Consider the following 18,240-nt stretch of genomic DNA (forward strand, 5'->3'; position numbering starts at 1 on the left):
CGGCGACAGCGCCGCGTCGGTGGCCTGTTTCGCCGGGCTCAGGCGCCGATTGCCTGCGTATGTGGTCCGGTGAACAGGGCCGAGGCCAGTTGCGCGCGGTCGTTGACGCCGACCTTGCGATACATACGCGTCAGATGTTGTTCGACCGTACTGACCGTGATGTAGAGGAGTTTGGCGATCTCGCTGTTCGTGTGGCCAAGCGCCACCAGGTCGGCGACGCGCTGCTCCGCGTCGGTGAGCAGCGCCGATGGGGACTTGGACTCGGCGTCGGGACGGTCCCGGTCGGCGGGGAGCAGCCTGCTCAGTGGCTCCGCCCGGCACGTGTCCGCGATGATCCTGGCCTGGGAGCCGATCACCCGGGCCCGCCGGGTCTCGCCGACCGCGTTGTACATGTCCGTGAGGTCGGCCAGCGCGCGGGCCAACTCGTAGCGGTCTCCGCTCTCCTGCAACGCGTCGACGGCCTGGCGCAACAGGGCCGGCCGCCGGTGCGGTTCGTGGGTCGCCGCCAACAGGCGCAACGTCGCGCCGCGAGTGCGCGGCGAACCACCGTGCTCGCTGCGGCTCGCCTCCTCCTCCAGGACGGCCCGGGCCCGGTCCCGCTCGCCCATTCGCAACCACGCCTCGCCGGCGTCGTTGCGCCACGCGATCAGCCCCGGCACGTCCATGCCCCAGCGGACCATCAACTCGCCACAGCCCCGGAAATCCGCCAGCGCACCCTCCCAGTCCCCGACGGCCATGCCGTATCGACCCCGCGCGTGCAGGTAGTGCAGGCCGGGGCGGCTGTGGAGCATACGCTCCGGGACCGGCAGGTACAGCAGTTCGGCCGCCTCGTCCCGACGACCCATCGAGGTGAGCGCGTTCAACAGGCAGGACAGCGGCGCGCCGACAGCCGCGCCCCACGCGCCGATCGGGACCAGGTCGAACGCCGTGGTCGCATGCAGCGCGGCCCCGGGAAGGTCGCCGAGACGGACGCAGATCTCCGCGCGCACCGCGTGCAGCCGGGCCTGGCTGCCCGATTCGCCCCGCTGCAGCGCGGCGGCGATCAGTTCGTCGCAGTACGGCAGCGCCGACGCGGGACGCTCGGCGTAGGTCAGCGCGAGCAGCGCGCACTCGACGGTGTCCAGATCGGTGCCGTGCAGCCGGACACCGTGCAAAATCCTTTCGGCGGTATGCACCGCGCCGTCGCTGAAACCCCTGGTCAGCACCGAGTCGAGCACCGCTGCGGCGTCGTGGTGACGCCGACTTTCGGTCGTGCCGGGCAGGCCGACCGGCGCCGTGCCGAACTCCGCGACCTCGGGCAGCAGTTCGAGCAGCGGGGGATACGAGCAACGGATCCACATCCGGGCGGCGCGCAGTTCCGGCGCCGCTTCGGGGGTTGACGCCCGACCCGATGCGGCCAGATGCCGTACCACCTCGCCGGCTGCCTCGAAGCGCCCAGCCCACGCCAACGCCCGGACCACGGCCAGGATTTCACCACTGTCCGGGCCGTTGTCCGGGCCGCCCGTCGGGCCACCGGCACCTACCGCCCGAAGCAGACCCGGAATCCGTCGATCCGGAATCCCGGGTTCCATCCGCCGCTCCGCCCGGAGCAGCGCCACCGTGGTCCGGGCCAGTTCGCCCCCGTCCTCGCTCAACGCACAGGCCAGACGCAGACAGTCGACGGCCCGGGCACTTTGGCCCTCGGCCAGCGCGAACGACGCGGCGTCGTCCAGTACGCGCACCGCCCAGGACGCCCGCACTCCACGGCCCGCGAGCAGATGCTCGGCCACCACGGTCGCGTCCGCGCCGTCCGCGTACGTCAGTTCCGCCGCGTCCCGGTGCAGCGCGGCCGTGCCTTCGGGGCCCAGATCCGCCAGGACCGCCGCTGCCGCCACCGGATGCCGGAACCGGCCCCGTTCCAGCACACCCGAGGCGTCGAGCACGCTCAGACACCGCGCCACCGCATCCGCCTCCAGACCCAGGAGCCGGCCGATCGACTCCGGACCGGCCAGGACGGCCAGCGCCTGTGCCACCGCCGCCGTGGGCGTCGGGCTCCGGTGCAGGCACGAGAGCATCGCTCGCGAGTATCCCGGCGACGACGCGTGTTCGCCGCGCCGGAAATCGTCGAGGATCCCGTCGAGCAGCAGCGGGTTGCCTCCGCTCAACCGCTGCGCTCGAACCGCGACCTGCTCCGCCCGGTCCGCGCCGAGCCCGGCCGCCGTCGCCGCGACCCGCACCTGATCCGAGTCGAGCGGTGCCAGGCGCACACTGCGCACGTGCGGCAGTCGCAACAACTGCTCGACGAAGTCGGCACTTTGCTCGTTCGTCTCGTCGGCATGACCGAACACCGCCACCAACGGGGCGGTGTGCATACGGCGGGCCAGATAGGCCAGACACGCGAGCGAGGCCGGATCGGCATGATGGATGTCGTCGACCACGACCGCCAGGGGATGTGGCCCGGCCGGACCGAGCAGGACCGCACACAACGACTCCACGATCTCGGCGTCCACCGCGGACAACCTGCCCGACGCCCCGTGCGGCGAGGCCGCCAGATGCGCCCGGGCGATCGCGAGCAGTCGGTCCACGCCCGTGCCGTCCGGGCCGGACGGCGTTGCCTCGTACAGCAGTTGGGCCACCACGCCGAGCACGACGCCGGCCTCCGCCTCGGACCCCACGGCCGACCGGACCAGGCCGCCGGCCGCTCGTACCCGATGGGTGAACGTGGCCAGCAGTGTGGTCTTGCCCATGGCCACGGAGCCGCCGACGACGGCGATTGCGCTCTTTCCCGCGAGCGCGTCGTCGAGGAGTTCGGCCAGTGCGGCGCTCGCGTGCGAACGATCCCGCGCGCTCATGTGCCGCTCGCGTCGTACCGGGCGCCGGCCGATGCCGGGCGATGGGGTAGTCGCCGGGGTGGTACTCCCGCGAACGGGGGCGGCGTGCACTCGGTGGACGTGCTCGGCTGACGGTGATGGCGCTCGATGGTCTCCATGTACCTTCCTTCACACCAGTGATGGGGACACGAAAACGTCGACGGGTGCCACGCGGCGGCACCGACGTCCCGGTCGCCGACCGTGCGACCGTCCGGGGACTCCCGCATCGGGATCCGCCGGCTCGCAAAACGGTTGGCATCGGTCACGTTAACAGGGAACTCGGGGCCGTTGGAGAATCCCCGACGCAAGCCTGACGGCGGCCCGAAAACCGTTCCAACGCACCTTCGTTGCCCGGCGGGGCGGGCGTCGGGGTGTGCAGGGGTTGGAAACAGGGGTGTTGCCGGCCACGGGAGCGATCGAAGACTTGGTCGACCGTGAGACCGCCTTTCCGGCCGGAGCCGGCGTGCCCGACCGGGTCGGTCGCCGGACCGCGATCGCGGACCACCTCGGCCGAGAACCGAAAGGCTTGACATGGTACGTGCGGACCGCCCGGGCAACGACCCGTCCGCGAAGCGGGACTCCGGTCCGCGCCGGCACGAGCCGATCGCCGTCGTCGGCATGGCGTGCCGGCTGCCCGGCGTGCACGGTCCGGCGGACCTGTGGCGGCTGCTGCGCGCGGGCGAGGACACCATCGGACCGCCGCCCGCGGACCGTCCGGGCCTCGGCGGGGTGTCGGGTCGCGGATCCTTCCTCGCCTCGATCGACGGCTTCGACCCGGCCTTCTTCGGCATCTCCGAGCGCGAGGCCGCCACGATGGACCCCCATCAGCGGCTGATGCTCGAACTGGGCTGGGAGGCACTGGAGGACGCGGGCATCGTCGCCGACACCCTGGCCGGCACCCGCACCGGCGTGTTCGTCGCCGCCGGTTCCGACGACTACGCGCTGCTGCTCGGGGCCGAGGATGCGAACCCCGCCACCGCGCATGCCGTCACGGGTCAGCACCGCAGCATGGTCGCCAACCGGGTCTCCTACTTCCTGCGCGTCGGCGGCCCCAGTCTGACCGTGGACACCGGCCAGTCCTCGTCCCTGGTCGCCGTGCACACGGCCTGCGAAAGCCTGCGCTCCGGCGAATCCGAGACGGCCCTGGCCGGCGGGGTCAACCTGATCCTGACCGCACGATCCACCGATCGCCTGGAGCGTTTCGGCGCACTGTCCCCGGACGGCCGCTGCCACACCTTCGCCGCCGGAGCCAACGGCTACGTCCGCGGCGAGGGCGGCGCCGTCGTGGTGCTCAAGCCGCTGCGGCGCGCCCTCGCGGACGGCGACCGGATCCACTGCCTCGTGCTCGGCAGCGCCGTCAACAACGACGGGGGCGGCCGGACACTGACCGCACCCGACGCGAGCGGGCAACAGGACGTGCTGCGCCGGGCGTACGAGCACGCGGACGTGGACCCGGCCCGGGTCGGCTACGTCGAGTTGCACGGAACGGGAACCAGGCTCGGCGACCCGGTCGAGGCCGCCGCGCTGGGCGCGGTGCTCGGCGCCGGACGCGATGCCGACCGGGCGCTGCCGGTGGGGTCGGTCAAGACCAATGTCGGTCACTTGGAGGCCGCGGCCGGGGTGATCGGGTTGGTGAAGGCGGCGTTGGTGATCTCCCATGGGGAGATTCCGGCGAGTCTGAACCACGCGGAGCCGAATCCGGAGATCCCGTTCGCCGAGCTGCGGTTGGCGGTGGCGACGCAGTCGACGGCGTGGCCGAGGCCGGTGCACGCCGTGGATTCGGTGGAGTCGGCGGGGCCGCGGATCGCCGGGGTGAGTTCGTTCGGCATGGGTGGGACCAATTGCCATGTGGTGCTCTCGGAGGCGGAGTTCGCGCCCGAGAGCAGGTCGGAGACCGAGCCCCGCGCCGCCGGCGGCCCGGCTTCGGTCGCCCCCGACGTGTCGCCCCTCGTCGTCTCCGGCCGTACCGACCAGGCGCTGCGCGCCCAGGCGGCCCGGCTCGCCCGCTTCGTCGGCGACCGGCCGGAACTCGGCCTGCCCGACATCGCGCACTCGCTCCTGTCGACGCGGTCGGCGTTCGAGCACCGGGGTGTGGTGATCGCCGCCGGTCGGACCGACGCGGTCGCGGGTCTGCGGGCGCTCGCCGCCGGCGAGCCGGTGCCGGGTGTGGTGTCCGGGCGGGCCCGAACCGCCGGGCGCACGGTGCTGGTCTTCCCCGGCCAGGGGTCGCAATGGCTCGGCATGGCCGCCGGACTCCTCGACTCCGCACCGGTGTTCGCGGCACGGATCGCGGACTGCGACGCGGCGCTCGCGCCGTACGTCGACCGCTCGGTGGTCTCGACGCTGCGCTCGGCGTCCGCCGACTGGCTGGAGCGGGCCGACGTCGTACAACCCGTGCTCTGGGCGGTCATGGTCTCGCTCGCGAAGTTGTGGGCCTCCTTCGGCGTACGACCCGCCGCCGTGCTCGGCCACTCCCAGGGCGAGATCGCCGCCGCGTGCGTCTCCGGCGCGCTCACCCTCGCCGACGGCGCGAAGGTCGTGGCGCTGCGCGGCCGTATCCTCCTCGACCTGTCCGGCCGCGGCGGCATGGTCTCGGTGGGTGTCTCGGCCGAGCGGATCACCGCGCTGATCGCCCCCTTCGACGGACGTTTGTCGGTGGCGGCGGTCAACGGCCCGGCGTCCGTCGTCGTCTCGGGCGAGCCGGACGTACTCGACGAACTCCTCGTCGCCTGCGCGGCCGGGGGGATTCGGGCCCGGCGGGTCCCGATCGACTACGCCTCGCACTCCACCCAGGTCACCGGGATCCGCGCCGCGCTGCTCCGCGACCTGACGGACATCCGGCCGCGCCCGTCCCGCATCCCGTTCTGCTCGTCGGTGACCGGTGCGCCGGTGGACACCACCACCCTCGACGCCGAGTACTGGTACGCCAACCTGCGCCGGACCGTGCGCTTCGAGCAGGCCGTCCGGACCCTCCTGGGCCGAGGGCATGACGTCTTCATCGAATCCAGCGCACACCCCGTGCTCACGACGAGCGTCCTGGAGACGATCGAGGACGCCGGCGCGGACGCCGCGGCGCTCGGCACGCTGCGCCGCGGTCAGGGCGGCCCCGAGCGCTTCCGTACTGCGCTCGCGGAGGCGTACACCTGCGGCGTCACGGTCGACTGGGACCCGCTCCGGGCGCCCGGAGCGCGGCGGGTCGATCTGCCCACGTACGCGTTCCAGCGCGAGCGCTTCAGGGTCGGCGGTACGGCCGACGCATCCGCCGGGACCCGTCGGCAGGCGCGGTCCGCATGGGCCGATGGGGCGGCCGGGCTCTCCCGTGCGGAGCGGGAACAGGCCGTATACGAACTGGTGTTCGCGCACGCTGCGACGGTGCTGGACCGGCCCGCGCTGAACGCGGCCGACGGCGAGCAGACCTTCCGGGCCCTGGGCCTGGACTCCCCGGGCGCCGTCGAACTGCGCAACCGGATCAACACCGGCACCGGGCTCCGGCTGCCCACGACACTCGCCTACGACCACCCCACACCGGTCGCGGTCGCACGGCATCTGGCCGGCCTGCTCCTCGACACGACCTCCGACGACCGGCGGCCCGGGTTCGACCCGGCGGCGGAACAGCCGACCGACACCGACCCGATCGCCATCGTCGGCATGGCCTGCCGCCTGCCCGGCGGCATCGCCTCTCCCGAGGACCTGTGGCGACTCGTGGCCGCGGGCGGCGACGCCGTCACGCCCTTCCCCGACGACAGGGGATGGGACCCGGCGGCGCTCCACGACCCGGATTCCGGCGTCGGGAGCACCGGCCACGTCCGGCACGGCGGCTTCCTGGCCGGCGCCGCCGACTTCGACGCGGACTTCTTCGGGATCTCGCCGCGCGAGGCGTCCGCGATGGATCCGCAGCAGCGGTTGTTGCTGGAGACCTCGTGGGAGGTCTTCGAGCGGGCCGGCATCGACCCGGCCGGCTTGAAGGGCAGCCGGACCGGGGTGTTCGTCGGCGCGATGGGCCAGGACTACGGCGCCGGGCTCGACGCCGCCGCCGACGGTTCCGAGGGCTACCGACTCACCGGCAGCGCCGCCGGCGTCCTGTCCGGACGGCTCGCCTACACGTTCGGCTTCGAGGGCCCGGCCGTCACGGTCGATACGGCATGCTCGTCGTCGCTGGTCGGCCTGCATCTCGCGGCGCAGGCCCTGCGTGCCGGCGAGTGCTCGATGGCGTTGGCGGCCGGGGTGACGGTGATGTCGACCCCGGGCATGTTCGTCGAGTTCGGTCGACAGCGGGGGCTGGCGCCGGACGGCCGGTGCAAGGCGTTCTCGGCGGCCGCGGACGGTACCGGCTGGTCCGAGGGCGTCGGCGTACTGCTCGTGGAGCGGTTGTCCGACGCCCGGCGGCACGGGCATCGGGTGTTGGCGACGGTGCGCGGGACGGCGATCAACCAGGACGGCGCGAGCAACGGCCTGACGGCGCCCAACGGTTCGGCGCAACAACGGGTCATCCGGCAGGCGCTGGCGAACGCGGGACTCTCGGCCGCCGACGTCGACGCGGTCGAGGCACACGGCACCGGCACCACGCTCGGCGACCCGATCGAGGCGCACGCGCTGATCGCCACCTACGGCCGCGACCGGGACGGCGAACGGCCGCTGTACCTCGGGTCGTTGAAGTCGAACATCGGCCACGCCCAGGCCGCCGCGGGTGTGGCCGGGGTGATCAAGATGGTCATGGCGATGCGTGCGGGCGTACTGCCGCAGACCCTGCACGCCGACGAGCCGTCCCCGCACATCGACTGGTCGGCGGGTGCGGTGGAGTTGCTGACCCGGGCCCGGGAGTGGCCCGAGGCGGGCCGTCCGCGCAGGGCCGGGATCTCGTCGTTCGGGATCAGCGGGACCAACGCGCACGTGATCGTCGAACAGGCGGCGGCCGAGAGCGTGCAGGCGGTGCCACCGCCCGATTCGCGTACGGGCGCGCTGCTCCCCTTCGTGGTGTCCGGGCACGGCCGCGACGGTCTGCGGGCGCAGGCGGCCCGACTGGTGCGGTTCGTCGGGGACGAACCCGAGCTCGGATTGGCCGACTTGGCGTCGGCGCTGATCACGTCGCGATCGCTGCTGGCGCGCCGGGGCGTCGTACTGGCCTCGGACCGGGCCGAACTCGTCGCCGAGTTGACGGCGTTGAGCGCGGAGAAGTCCCTTCCAGGCGTGGTCTCGGGCGTGGCCCGCTCTTCGGGGCGGACGGTGTTGGTGTTTCCGGGGCAGGGGTCGCAGTGGGTGGGGATGGGTGCGGAGCTGCTCGACGAGTTCCCGGTGTTTGCCGCGCGGGTCGCGGAGTGTGAGGTGGCGTTGGGGCCGTTTGTGGGTTGGTCGTTGGTGTCGGTTCTGCGGTCGGGGTCGGGGGTGTGGCAGGGGCGGGTGGATGTGGTGCAGCCGGTGTTGTGGGCGGTGATGGTCTCGCTCGCGGAGTTGTGGCGTTCGTTCGGTGTGGTGCCGGATGCGGTGGTGGGTCATTCGCAGGGGGAGATCGCGGCTGCGTGTGTGGCGGGGGCGTTGTCTTTGGCGGATGGCGCGAAGGTGGTGGCGTTGCGGAGTCGGGCGCTTGGGGTGTTGGCGGGTTCCGGGGCGATGGTGTCGGTGTCATTGGCGCATGCCGATGTGGTCGAGTTGTTGGGCCTGTTCGGGGGGCGGTTGTCGGTTGCGGCGGTGAACGGGCCGGGGTCGGTGACGGTGTCCGGTGATCCGGGTGCGGTGGATGAGCTGGTCGTGGTGTGTGAGGCGCGGGGGGTGTGGGCGCGTCGGGTGCCGGTGGATTATGCGTCGCATTCGGTGCGGGTGGAGTCGATCCGGGACCGGGTGCTTGCCGAGTTGGCGGGCATCGAGCCGGTGGCGCCGTCGGTGCCGTTCTATTCGACGGTGACCGCCGAACGGCTGGAGTCCGCGGCCCTTGATGCCGATTACTGGTACGCGAACCTGCGGCGCACGGTGCGTTTCGAGGAGACCGTGCGGCTCCTGCTGGCTCATGGGTTCGACGCTTTCGTGGAGGCGAGCGCCCACCCGGTGCTGACCACGCCCATCGAGAGCACCGTCGAAGCCGCCGACGCCGAAGCCGTGGTGCTGGCGACGTTGCGGAGGGCTGAAGGCGGCCCGGAGCGCTTCACCACGGCGCTCGCCGAGGCGCACGTCAACGGGCTCACCATCGACTGGACGCCGCTCGTGGGCGAACACACTTCTCGGGACGTTGAGTTGCCGACCTATGCCTTCCGGCGTCGGCGGTATTGGTCGGTCCGTTACGCGTCCCAAGGTGACGCGCGCGGCCTCGGCCAGGTCCCGGCGCACCATGCGCTGCTCGGGGCGGTCGTGCGGCTCGGCGACGGGCGGGGAGTCCTGTCGACGGGACGAGTGTCGCTGTCCACACACGCCTGGCTCGGGGATCACGTGGTCGCCGGGACGGTGCTGCTGCCGGGTACGGCGTTCGTGGAACTGGCGATTCGGGCCGGGGACGAGGTCGGCTGCGGCCTGCTCGCCGAACTCGCCCTGGAGGCACCGCTGGTGATCCCCGAGCACGGCTCGCTGGAGATCCAGGTCGTGGTCGACGCGGCCGAGGCCGACGGGTCGCGTTCCGTCGCCGTGTACGCTCGCGGCGCGGACGAGTCGGCGGAGCCGGACTGGACCCGGCACGCCGTCGGGACGCTCTCGGCGGGCGCATCGGCACAGGACGCGTCCTTCGCGTCGGAGACCTGGCCGCCGACCGACGCGGAGCCGATGGATCTCGAAGGTTTCTACGCCGACCTGGAGCACGCCGGCTATGCGTACGGGCCCGCCTTCCGGGGCCTGCGGGCCGCATGGCGGGCGGGCGACGACACGTACGCCGAGGTGGCGCTGCCCGACGAAGCGGCGGATGCGGGTCGTTTCGGACTGCACCCGGCGCTGCTCGATGCCGCGTTGCACGCCGCCCTGTCCCCGGGCGGCGAGCGGGTGTTGTTGCCGTTCGTCGTCAAGGGGCTGACGCTGCACACGAGTGGCGCCTCCCACCTGCGGGTACGGCTGTCCCCCGCCGGGTCGGACGGCATCCGGGTGTCGCTGGCCGATGCGACCGGGGCCCCGGTGGCCGTGATCGAGGCGCTGACGTTTCGCCCCATCGCCCACGACGTGCTTGTCGCGGCGCGGCCCGTCGCGGAGCAGGATCTGTACCGCGTCGAGTGGACTCCGACCGGTGGGGTCGATGCCGCCTTCGCCGGTGCGATCCGGGTGCTGGGCGCGGACGCGCCCGATCTGCGGGCGGTGGCTGCGGACGGCGTGCCCGAGGTGGTCGTTCTGCCCTGTTTCGCCGACTCGGCAACGGCCGGCGATCAAGCCGCCGCAGCCCACCGGGTGGCGGTTCGGGTGTTGTCGGTGGTGCGCGAGTGGCTTGCCGACGAGCGGTTCGCCGGGGCGCGGTTGGTCGTGGTGACGCGGGGTGCGGTGGGTGTCTCGATGGGTTCGGAAGCCTCGGCGCTGCCGGGACTCGCGGCATCGGCGGTGTGGGGTCTGGTGCGGTCGGCGGCGACCGAACACCCCGATCGATTCGTCGTGGTGGACGTCGACGACGCGGAGTGGACGGCCGTCCTGCCGCGCGTATTGGCTTCCAGGGAAAGAGAGTTGGTGGTACGCGGAGGCGCGGTTTCGGTGCCGCGACTGGTCCGGCACGCCGCTTCCCCTGTAGAAGCAGCGGCTCGCTTCGGTGACGGGGCGGTGCTGATCACCGGCGGCACCGGCCTGTTGGGTGGGCTGGTGGCCCGCCGCCTTGTCGCGCGGCACGGGGTGCGCAATCTGGTGCTGCTCGGGCGAAGGGGCGAACAGGCCCCCGGGGCCCGTGAGTTGACCGAGGACCTGGCGAAGCTGGGTGCGTCGGTGGTGGTCGAGGCCGGTGATGTGGCCGATCGGGAGGTGTTGCGCGGAGTATTGCATCGCCTGCGGGTCCCGCTGACGGGTGTTGTGCATGCCGCCGGACTGCTGGACGACGGTCTGGTCGCGGCCATGACCGAAGACCGGCTGCACGCCGTGCTGCGCGCCAAGATCGACGGCGCGGTCAACCTGCACGAACTGACCGCCGATCGCCACCTCGCCGCCTTCGTGCTCTTCTCCTCGGTCTCCGGCATCCTGGGCGGTCCGGGACAGGCGAACTACGCGGCGGCGAACACCTACCTCGACGCACTCGCCCACGCCCGCCGCGCCGCCGGACTCCCGGCCACCTCGCTCGCCTGGGGGTTGTGGGGCGAGGCCGGCGGCATGACCGGTGCGATGAGCGACGCCGACCGGCAGCGTATGCGCCGGCTCGGCATCGGAGCGCTCGACGCGGAGCAGGGGCTGCGCCTCTTCGACGCCGCGCTCGGCTCGACGGAGGCCCTGTTGGTCCCGGCCGCGTGGGACCTTCCCGCGCTCCGTGGCCGCGCCGGGAGTGGCCTGCCGGCAGGCATGTTGCGCGGCCTCGTGCGCACACCGGCCCGCCCCGCCGCCGCCGGCTCGGGCGCCCTCCCGTCGGGGCCCGCCTTGGCCCGGCGGCTCGGCGCGCTGTCGGAAGCCGAGCGGGAGCGGGCCCTGGCGGCGGTGATCCGCGAACACGTGGCGGCCGTACTCGGCTTCCCCACGGGCGGCGACATCGTCTTCACCGCGACCTTCAAGTCGCTCGGCTTCGACTCGCTGACCGCCCTCGACCTGCGCAACCGGCTCAACACGGCCACCGGCCTGCGCCTGCCCGCCACCCTCGTCTTCGACCACCCGACACCGGCGGCACTGCTACGCGAGGTCCGCCGGGAACTCCTGGGCACCCGGGGCGCGTCGCCCATCACGCCGGCCACCACGCCGGTGGACGACGACCCGATCGCCATCGTCGGGATGGCCTGCCGCTACCCCGGCGGGGTCGAGTCGCCCGAGGACCTGTGGCGCCTGGTCGACGACGGCCGGGACGTCGTCTCGCCATTCCCGTCGAACCGCGGCTGGGACCTGGACGGGCTGTACGACCCCGACCCGGCGGCATCCGGGAAGAGCTATGCCCGTGAGGGCGGATTCCTGCACAACGCCGGGCAGTTCGACGCCGGCTTCTTCGACGTATCGCCACGCGAGGCATTGGCGATGGATCCGCAGCAGCGGTTGTTGCTGGAGACCTCGTGGCAGGTGCTGGAACGGGCCGGGATCGATCCCGGCACACTGCGCGGCAGCCGAACCGGCGTGTTCGTCGGGGTGATGTACCACGACTACGCGTCGGGCATGCGGAAGGTGCCCGAGGGTGTGGACGGCTATCTGCTGCTCGGCAACTCCGGCAGCGTCGCGTCGGGGCGGATCGCCTACACCTTCGGGTTCGAGGGCCCGGCGGTGACCGTGGACACCGCGTGCTCGTCGTCGTTGGTGGCGCTGCATCTGGCCGCTCAGGCCCTGCGCAGCGGCGAGTGTTCGATGGCCCTGGCCGGTGGCGTGACGGTGATGGCCACGCCGCAGGTCTTCGTCGAGTTCAGTCGGCAGCGGGGGTTGGCGCCGGACGGCCGGTGCAAGCCGTTCTCGGCGGCCGCGGACGGCGCCGGCTGGTCGGAGGGTGTCGGCGTGCTGCTCGTGGAGCGGTTGTCCGACGCGCGGCGGCACGGGCATCGGGTGTTGGCGACGGTGTGCGGTACGGCGATCAATCAGGACGGCGCGAGCAACGGGCTCACGGCGCCGAACGGTTCGTCGCAGCAGCGGGTCATCCGGCAGGCGCTGGCGAACGCGGGACTGTCGGCCGCCGACGTCGACGTGGTCGAGGCCCACGGTACGGGTACGACGCTCGGCGACCCGATCGAGGCGCAAGCGCTGATCGCCACCTACGGCCGGGGGCGGAGCGCCGAACGGCCGCTGTACCTGGGGTCGTTGAAGTCGAACATCGGTCACGCCCAAGCCGCCGCCGGCGTGGGCGGTGTGATCAAGATGGTGATGGCGATGCGCGCGGGCGTGTTGCCTCGGACGCTGCACTGCGATGAGCCGTCCCCGCACGTCGACTGGTCGGCGGGCACGGTCGAACTGCTCACCGAGGCGCGTGAGTGGCCCGAGAACGGTCGTCCCCGCCGGGCCGGCGTCTCGTCGTTCGGTGCGAGCGGTACCAACGCCCATGTGCTCCTGGCGCAGGAACCCGAACCGGCACACGTCGAGGACGTCGCGGAAGTCACGACCGGCGAACGGGTCCTGGCCTGGCACCTTTCGGCGCGGTCCGATGACGCGCTGCGCGCCCAGGCCGCGATGTTGTCCGCCTACCTGAAGGAGAACCCCGAACTCGACCCCGCCGCGGTCGCCTCGGCACTGGTCGGTTCGCGTGCCGCGCTCGAAGAGCGCGCCGTGGTGGTCGGTTCCACGCGTGCCGTGCTGTCGTGCGGGCTGGACGCGCTGGCGGCGGGTGAATTCGGGGCCGGTGTCGTCCGGGGATCGGTGCTCGGGGCGGGGTGCCTGGCGTTCCTGTTCAGTGGGCAGGGCAGTCAGCGGGTCGGGATGGGGCGGGAACTGTACGCCGACTTCCCGGTATTCGCGGAAGCCTTCGACGTTGCCGCGTCGGAGTTGGATCGCCGACTGGCCGGGCATGTGGCGTATTCGGTGCGGGACGTGGTGTTCGGGGCGGAGGGCACCGCAGGGCTGCTGGACGAGACGGTGTTCACCCAGGCGGCGCTCTTCGCGATCGAGGTGGCGCTGTTCCGGTTGCTCGAATCATTCGGCCTGCGGCCGCAGTTCCTGTTGGGTCATTCGATCGGGGAGTTGGCCGCCGCACATGTCGCGGGCGTCTGGTCGCTCGCGGACGCGGCCGAGGTGGTGGCGGCACGTGGGCGATTGATGCAGGCGCTTCCGGCGGGTGGCGCGATGGTCGCGGTACAGGCCCGCGAGGACGAGGTGGCGGCGGCGCTGGCGGCGGCGGGTGTCGGTGACACGGCGGGCATCGCCGCGCTGAACGGTCCGATGTCGGTGGTGCTCTCCGGCGACGAGGAGCCGGTGCTTCGGGTGGCCGCCGAGTTCGCGGCACGCGGACGCAAGACCAAACGACTGACCATCAGCCGCGCGTCCCACTCGCTGCGGATGGACGCGATGACGGCCGAATTCCGGGGTGTGCTGGAAGGGGTCACCTTCGGCCGACCCACACTGCCGATCGTCTCCACACTGACCGGACGGCTCGCGAGCGCCGAGGAACTGATCGAACCGGACTACTGGGTACGGCAGGTGCGCGGCGCCGTGCGTTTCGCGGACGGCGTGCGGGAACTGCGCGCGGCGGGCGTGGGAACCTTCCTCGAACTGGGTCCGGACGGGGTGTTGACCGCCCTGGTGCAGGATTGTCTTGCCGGGCGGACCGGCGCCGAGGCGGGCACGCCCGATGTTGCCGCCGGCTCCGTGCTGCGCCGGGACCGCCCGGAGCACGAAGGGGTGTTGACGGCACTCGCACTGGCCCATGTCCGCGGTTGCCGGATCGACTGGTCGGCGGTGCTCGCGCCGACCGGGCGCGGGCACCTCGACCTGCCGACCTATGCCTTCCGGCGCCGGCTCTATTGGCTCGACGACGTCGCGGACGCACCGGTCGACGCCGCCGGGCTCGGACCGGTCGCGGCCGGGCACCCGTTGCTCGCGGCGGCGATACGTCTGGCCGGGGGCGACGCGGTCGTACTGACCGGCCGGATCTCCCTCCGGGCCCAGCCGTGGTTGCGTGACCACGCCGTCGCGGGGACGGTGTTGTTGCCCGGAACCGCGTTCGCGGAACTGGCCGTTCAGGCGGGCGATCGGGTCGGCTGCGAACGCGTCGACGAACTGACGCTGCACACGCCGCTTGTGGTGCCCGAGCAGGGCGCGTGCGCCCTTCAGGTACGGGTGGAGCCGCCGGCTGCCGACGGGCGCCGGGCCATCGCGGTGTACTCCCGGGACGAGGCGGTGGGCGAGGACGGCGCATGGACGCGTCACGCCGCCGGATTCCTGGCCGAGGAGGCCACCGACGCGGCGTTCGATCTGGTGGCGTGGCCCCCGACCGGTGTGCGACCGGTCGACCTCGACGGCTTCTACGCTCGTGCCGCCGACGCCGGATACGGCTACGGGCCCGCCTTCCGGGGGTTGCGGGCGCTGTACCGGGGCCGGGACGGCGCGTTGTTCGCCGACGTGCGGTTGCCGGACGAACTCGCGGGGGAGGCAGGTCGGTTCGCGGTGCACCCGGCGCTGCTCGACGCCGCCCTGCACGGCCTCGTCGGTGCCGAGGCGGATGCCGCCCCGACGGGCACGATGCGGTTGCCGTTCGTCTGGCAGGGGCTTACGGTGCACGCGGTCGGGGCGACGGCGCTGCGGATCCGGCTGGCGCCGGTCGATGGTGATTCCGACCGGATCGCGGTGCAGGCCGCCGACGGCACCGGGAGACCGGTGCTCTCGGCCGAGGCGCTCGAACTGCGCGCCGTCGACCGGGCCGGGCCGGGCACCGGTTCGGCGGCCGCGGATTCGCTGTACTCGGTGGTCTGGAGTCCCGTCGAGCGGCGCGCTCCGGACGGCGATCAGCCGGATCCGGAGCCGGACTTGGCCATCCACGCCTGCACTCCGATTCCGGCGGAGTTCGCGGATCTCGCCTCGGCGGTCGAGGCGGCGACCGTCCGCGTGCTCGCGGAGATGCGGGATTGGCTGACCGCCGCATCGGACGCGTCGCGCTTCGTGGTGGTCACGCGCGGGGCGGTGGCGGCGGCATCCGGTGACCCGGTGTCGGACCTCGTACACGCTCCCGCGTGGGGGCTGGTGCGGTCGGCGCAGCACGAACACCCGGACCGGTTCCTGGTGATCGACCTCGACCCGGACGCCGACGCCGATGCGGCGGACCCCGTCGAGGTGGCGCGCACGGCACTGGCGGCGCGGGAGACGCAGGTCGCCGTGCGGTCGGGCGTCGTGCTCGCGCCGAGGCTGATTCGGGCGCATCGGGACGGGACGCTGACACCGCCGGTGGATGCGTGGCGGCTGGATGCGATCTCGCGCAGGACTCTGGCAGACCTGACGCCGGTGCCGGCGCCGGAGGCCCTGGAGCCGTTGGGCTCAGGGCAGTTGCGGATCGCGGTGCGGGCGGCGGGGCTGAACTTCCGTGATGTGCTGATCGCCCTGGGCGTCTACCCGGGGGCCGGTGCGTCGATGGGCGGCGAGGGCTCGGGCGTGGTGACCGAGGTGGGTCCGGGTGTGTCCGACTTCGTGGTCGGGGACCGGGTATTCGGGATGTTCCCGGAAGCGTTCGGGTCGCACGCCGTTGCCGATCGCCGGACGGTTGCCCGGATTCCGGCGCAGTGGTCCTGGGAGCAGGCGGCGTCGGTACCGGTGGTGTTCCTGACGGCGTATTACGGGCTGGTGGAGTTGGCCGGTCTGCGGGCCGGCGAGTCGGTGTTGATCCACGCGGGGACCGGCGGGGTGGGGATGGCGGCGGTGCGGGTCGCCCGGCACCTGGGTGCCGAGGTGTTCGCGACGGCGAGTCGTGGCAAGTGGGATGTGCTGCGGTCGTTGGGGTTGGACGACGCGCATATCGGTGATTCGCGCACGCTCGATTTCGCGGCGCGTTTCCGGGCCGCGACGGGCGGCCGGGGTGTGGACGTGGTGTTGAACTCGCTGGCGGGCGAGTTCGTGGACGCCTCGCTGCAACTGACCGCCGATGGCGGCCGGTTCATCGAGATGGGGAAGACCGACATCCGGGACGGGGGCGCTGTGGAGTCCGCGTTTCCGGGAGTCGTGTATCGGGCGTTCGACCTGTTGGACGCTGGGCCGGAGCGGATCGGGGTGTTGCTCGGCGAACTGTTGGCGCTGTTCGCGTCGGGTGTGTTGACGCCGGTGCCGGTGCGGTGTTTCGACGTGCGGCGGGCACCTGAGGTGTTTCGGTTCATGGCGCGGGCGCGGCATACGGGGAAGTTGGTGCTCCGGATGCCGGTGCCGCTCGATCCGGACGGGACGGTGTTGATCACCGGGGGTACCGGCACGCTGGGCGCTCTGGTGGCTCGGCATCTCGTCGCCGAACACGGTGTGCGCGCTCTGGTGTTGCTCAGTCGCAGCGGCATGGCCGCCCCGGGCGCGGCGGAGCTGGTGTCCGAACTCTCCGGTCTCGGGGCGCGGGTGGTCGTCGAGGAGTGCGACGCGGCCGACCGCGAAGCCCTCGCGCGGGTTCTGGCGCGCGTCCCGGGTTCCGCGCCGCTGACCGGGGTTGTGCACGCGACCGGTGTCCTGGCCGACGCACCGGTCGAGTCGATGACCCCCGAACATGTGGAGCGGGTCTTGCGGGCGAAGGTCGACGGCGCGATCAACCTGCACGAGCTGACCGCCGGTCGCGACCTCGCCGCCTTCGTGCTCTTCTCCTCGATCGCCGGCGTGCTGGGCGGCCCGGGGCAGGCCAACTACGCGGCGGCGAACACCTTTCTGGACGCGCTCGCCGCCCGTAGGCAGGCCGCCGGCCTTCCCGCCACCTCCGTGGCGTGGGGACTGTGGGGCGCGGCGAGCGGCATGACCGGACACCTCGGCCGGCCGGATCTCGCCCGGATGCGTCGCTCCGGCATCGTCGCCATGACGGCCGAACAGGGCCTCGCGCTGCTGGACGCGGCCTTGAGGACGGTGCAGGCGAACCCGGCCGCCGTCCGGTTCGACCTCGGTGCGCTGCGTACGGCGGCCGAGCAGGGCGTCCTGGCCGCACCCCTGCGCGGCCTGGTGCGGGCCCCGCTGCGGCGGGCCGTCGCCGTCGAGACCCACGCGGAACCGGCGCTGGCAGGGCAGTTGGGGGGACGGTCCCGGGCGGAGCGGGAGCGCATCCTGGTCGACCTCGTCCGTCGGCACAGCGCCCTCGTCCTGGGGCACGCCTCGATGGACGCGATCTCCTCCGAACGCGGCTTCCTGGAGTCCGGCTTCGACTCGCTGACCGTGGTCGAACTGCGCAACCGGCTCGGCGTCGCCACCGGACTGCGTCTGCCCACGACGGTGACCTTCGACTGTCCGACCCCGCAGGCACTCGCCCGATTCCTGGACGAAGGGCTGCACCCCGCACAGGAGCCCATGCCGGCGCCGCTGCTCGGGGAACTGGACCGGCTCGAAGCGGCGTTCGCCGACTCGGCTCCGGGCGCGCCCGACGAGCGGGAGGCGGTGCTGCGCCGACTCCGCGCACTGGTGTGGCGATTCGAGGAGGCGCCGAACGGCAGGGCACCCGACGCGGCCCGCGACGAACGACCGGACGGCTTCGACGATGTGACCGACGACGAGATGTTCACCCTGCTCGACGAGGAGTTGGGCCTCGACCGCTCCGGCGAACGGCCGGAGCCGTGGGCCGCCGACCCGCCGGACCGGTCCGCGCCCAACGCGCCGGACCCGTCGGCCGCCGAACGATCCGGACCCCCGACCCCTGGAGAGCGTGGCCGATGAGCGCCGGCGACACCGAGCACAAACTTCG

The 18,240-nt window shown here is 72.7% G+C and carries 2 protein-coding genes; one reads left to right on the plus strand and one right to left on the minus strand.

Annotated features, from left to right (window positions below):
- Window positions 1–38 precede the first annotated feature (38 nt).
- Window positions 39–2,831, minus strand: a complete 2,793-nt coding sequence (locus ACMXN5_RS44785) for an AAA family ATPase (protein ID WP_439680611.1) — start codon at window positions 2,829–2,831, stop codon at window positions 39–41.
- A 549-nt stretch (window positions 2,832–3,380) separates the two neighbouring features.
- Between ACMXN5_RS44785 and ACMXN5_RS44790 the strand changes: the two genes are divergently transcribed.
- Window positions 3,381–18,212, plus strand: a complete 14,832-nt coding sequence (locus tag ACMXN5_RS44790; RefSeq protein ID WP_439680612.1) for an SDR family NAD(P)-dependent oxidoreductase — start codon at window positions 3,381–3,383, stop codon at window positions 18,210–18,212.
- The last annotated feature ends 28 nt before the right edge of the window (window positions 18,213–18,240 follow it).

The organism is Embleya australiensis (assembly GCF_051903075.1).
In the GTDB taxonomy this organism is placed as follows: Bacteria; Actinomycetota; Actinomycetes; order Streptomycetales; family Streptomycetaceae; genus Embleya.

What these genes read in the sequence shown, in the direction of transcription:
- ACMXN5_RS44785 (WP_439680611.1), bottom strand. Translation starts at nt 2,831, where the DNA reads ATGAGCGCGCGGGATCGTTCGCACGCGAGCGCCGCACTGGCCGAACTC.
- ACMXN5_RS44790 (WP_439680612.1), top strand. Translation starts at nt 3,381, where the DNA reads ATGGTACGTGCGGACCGCCCGGGCAACGACCCGTCCGCGAAGCGGGAC.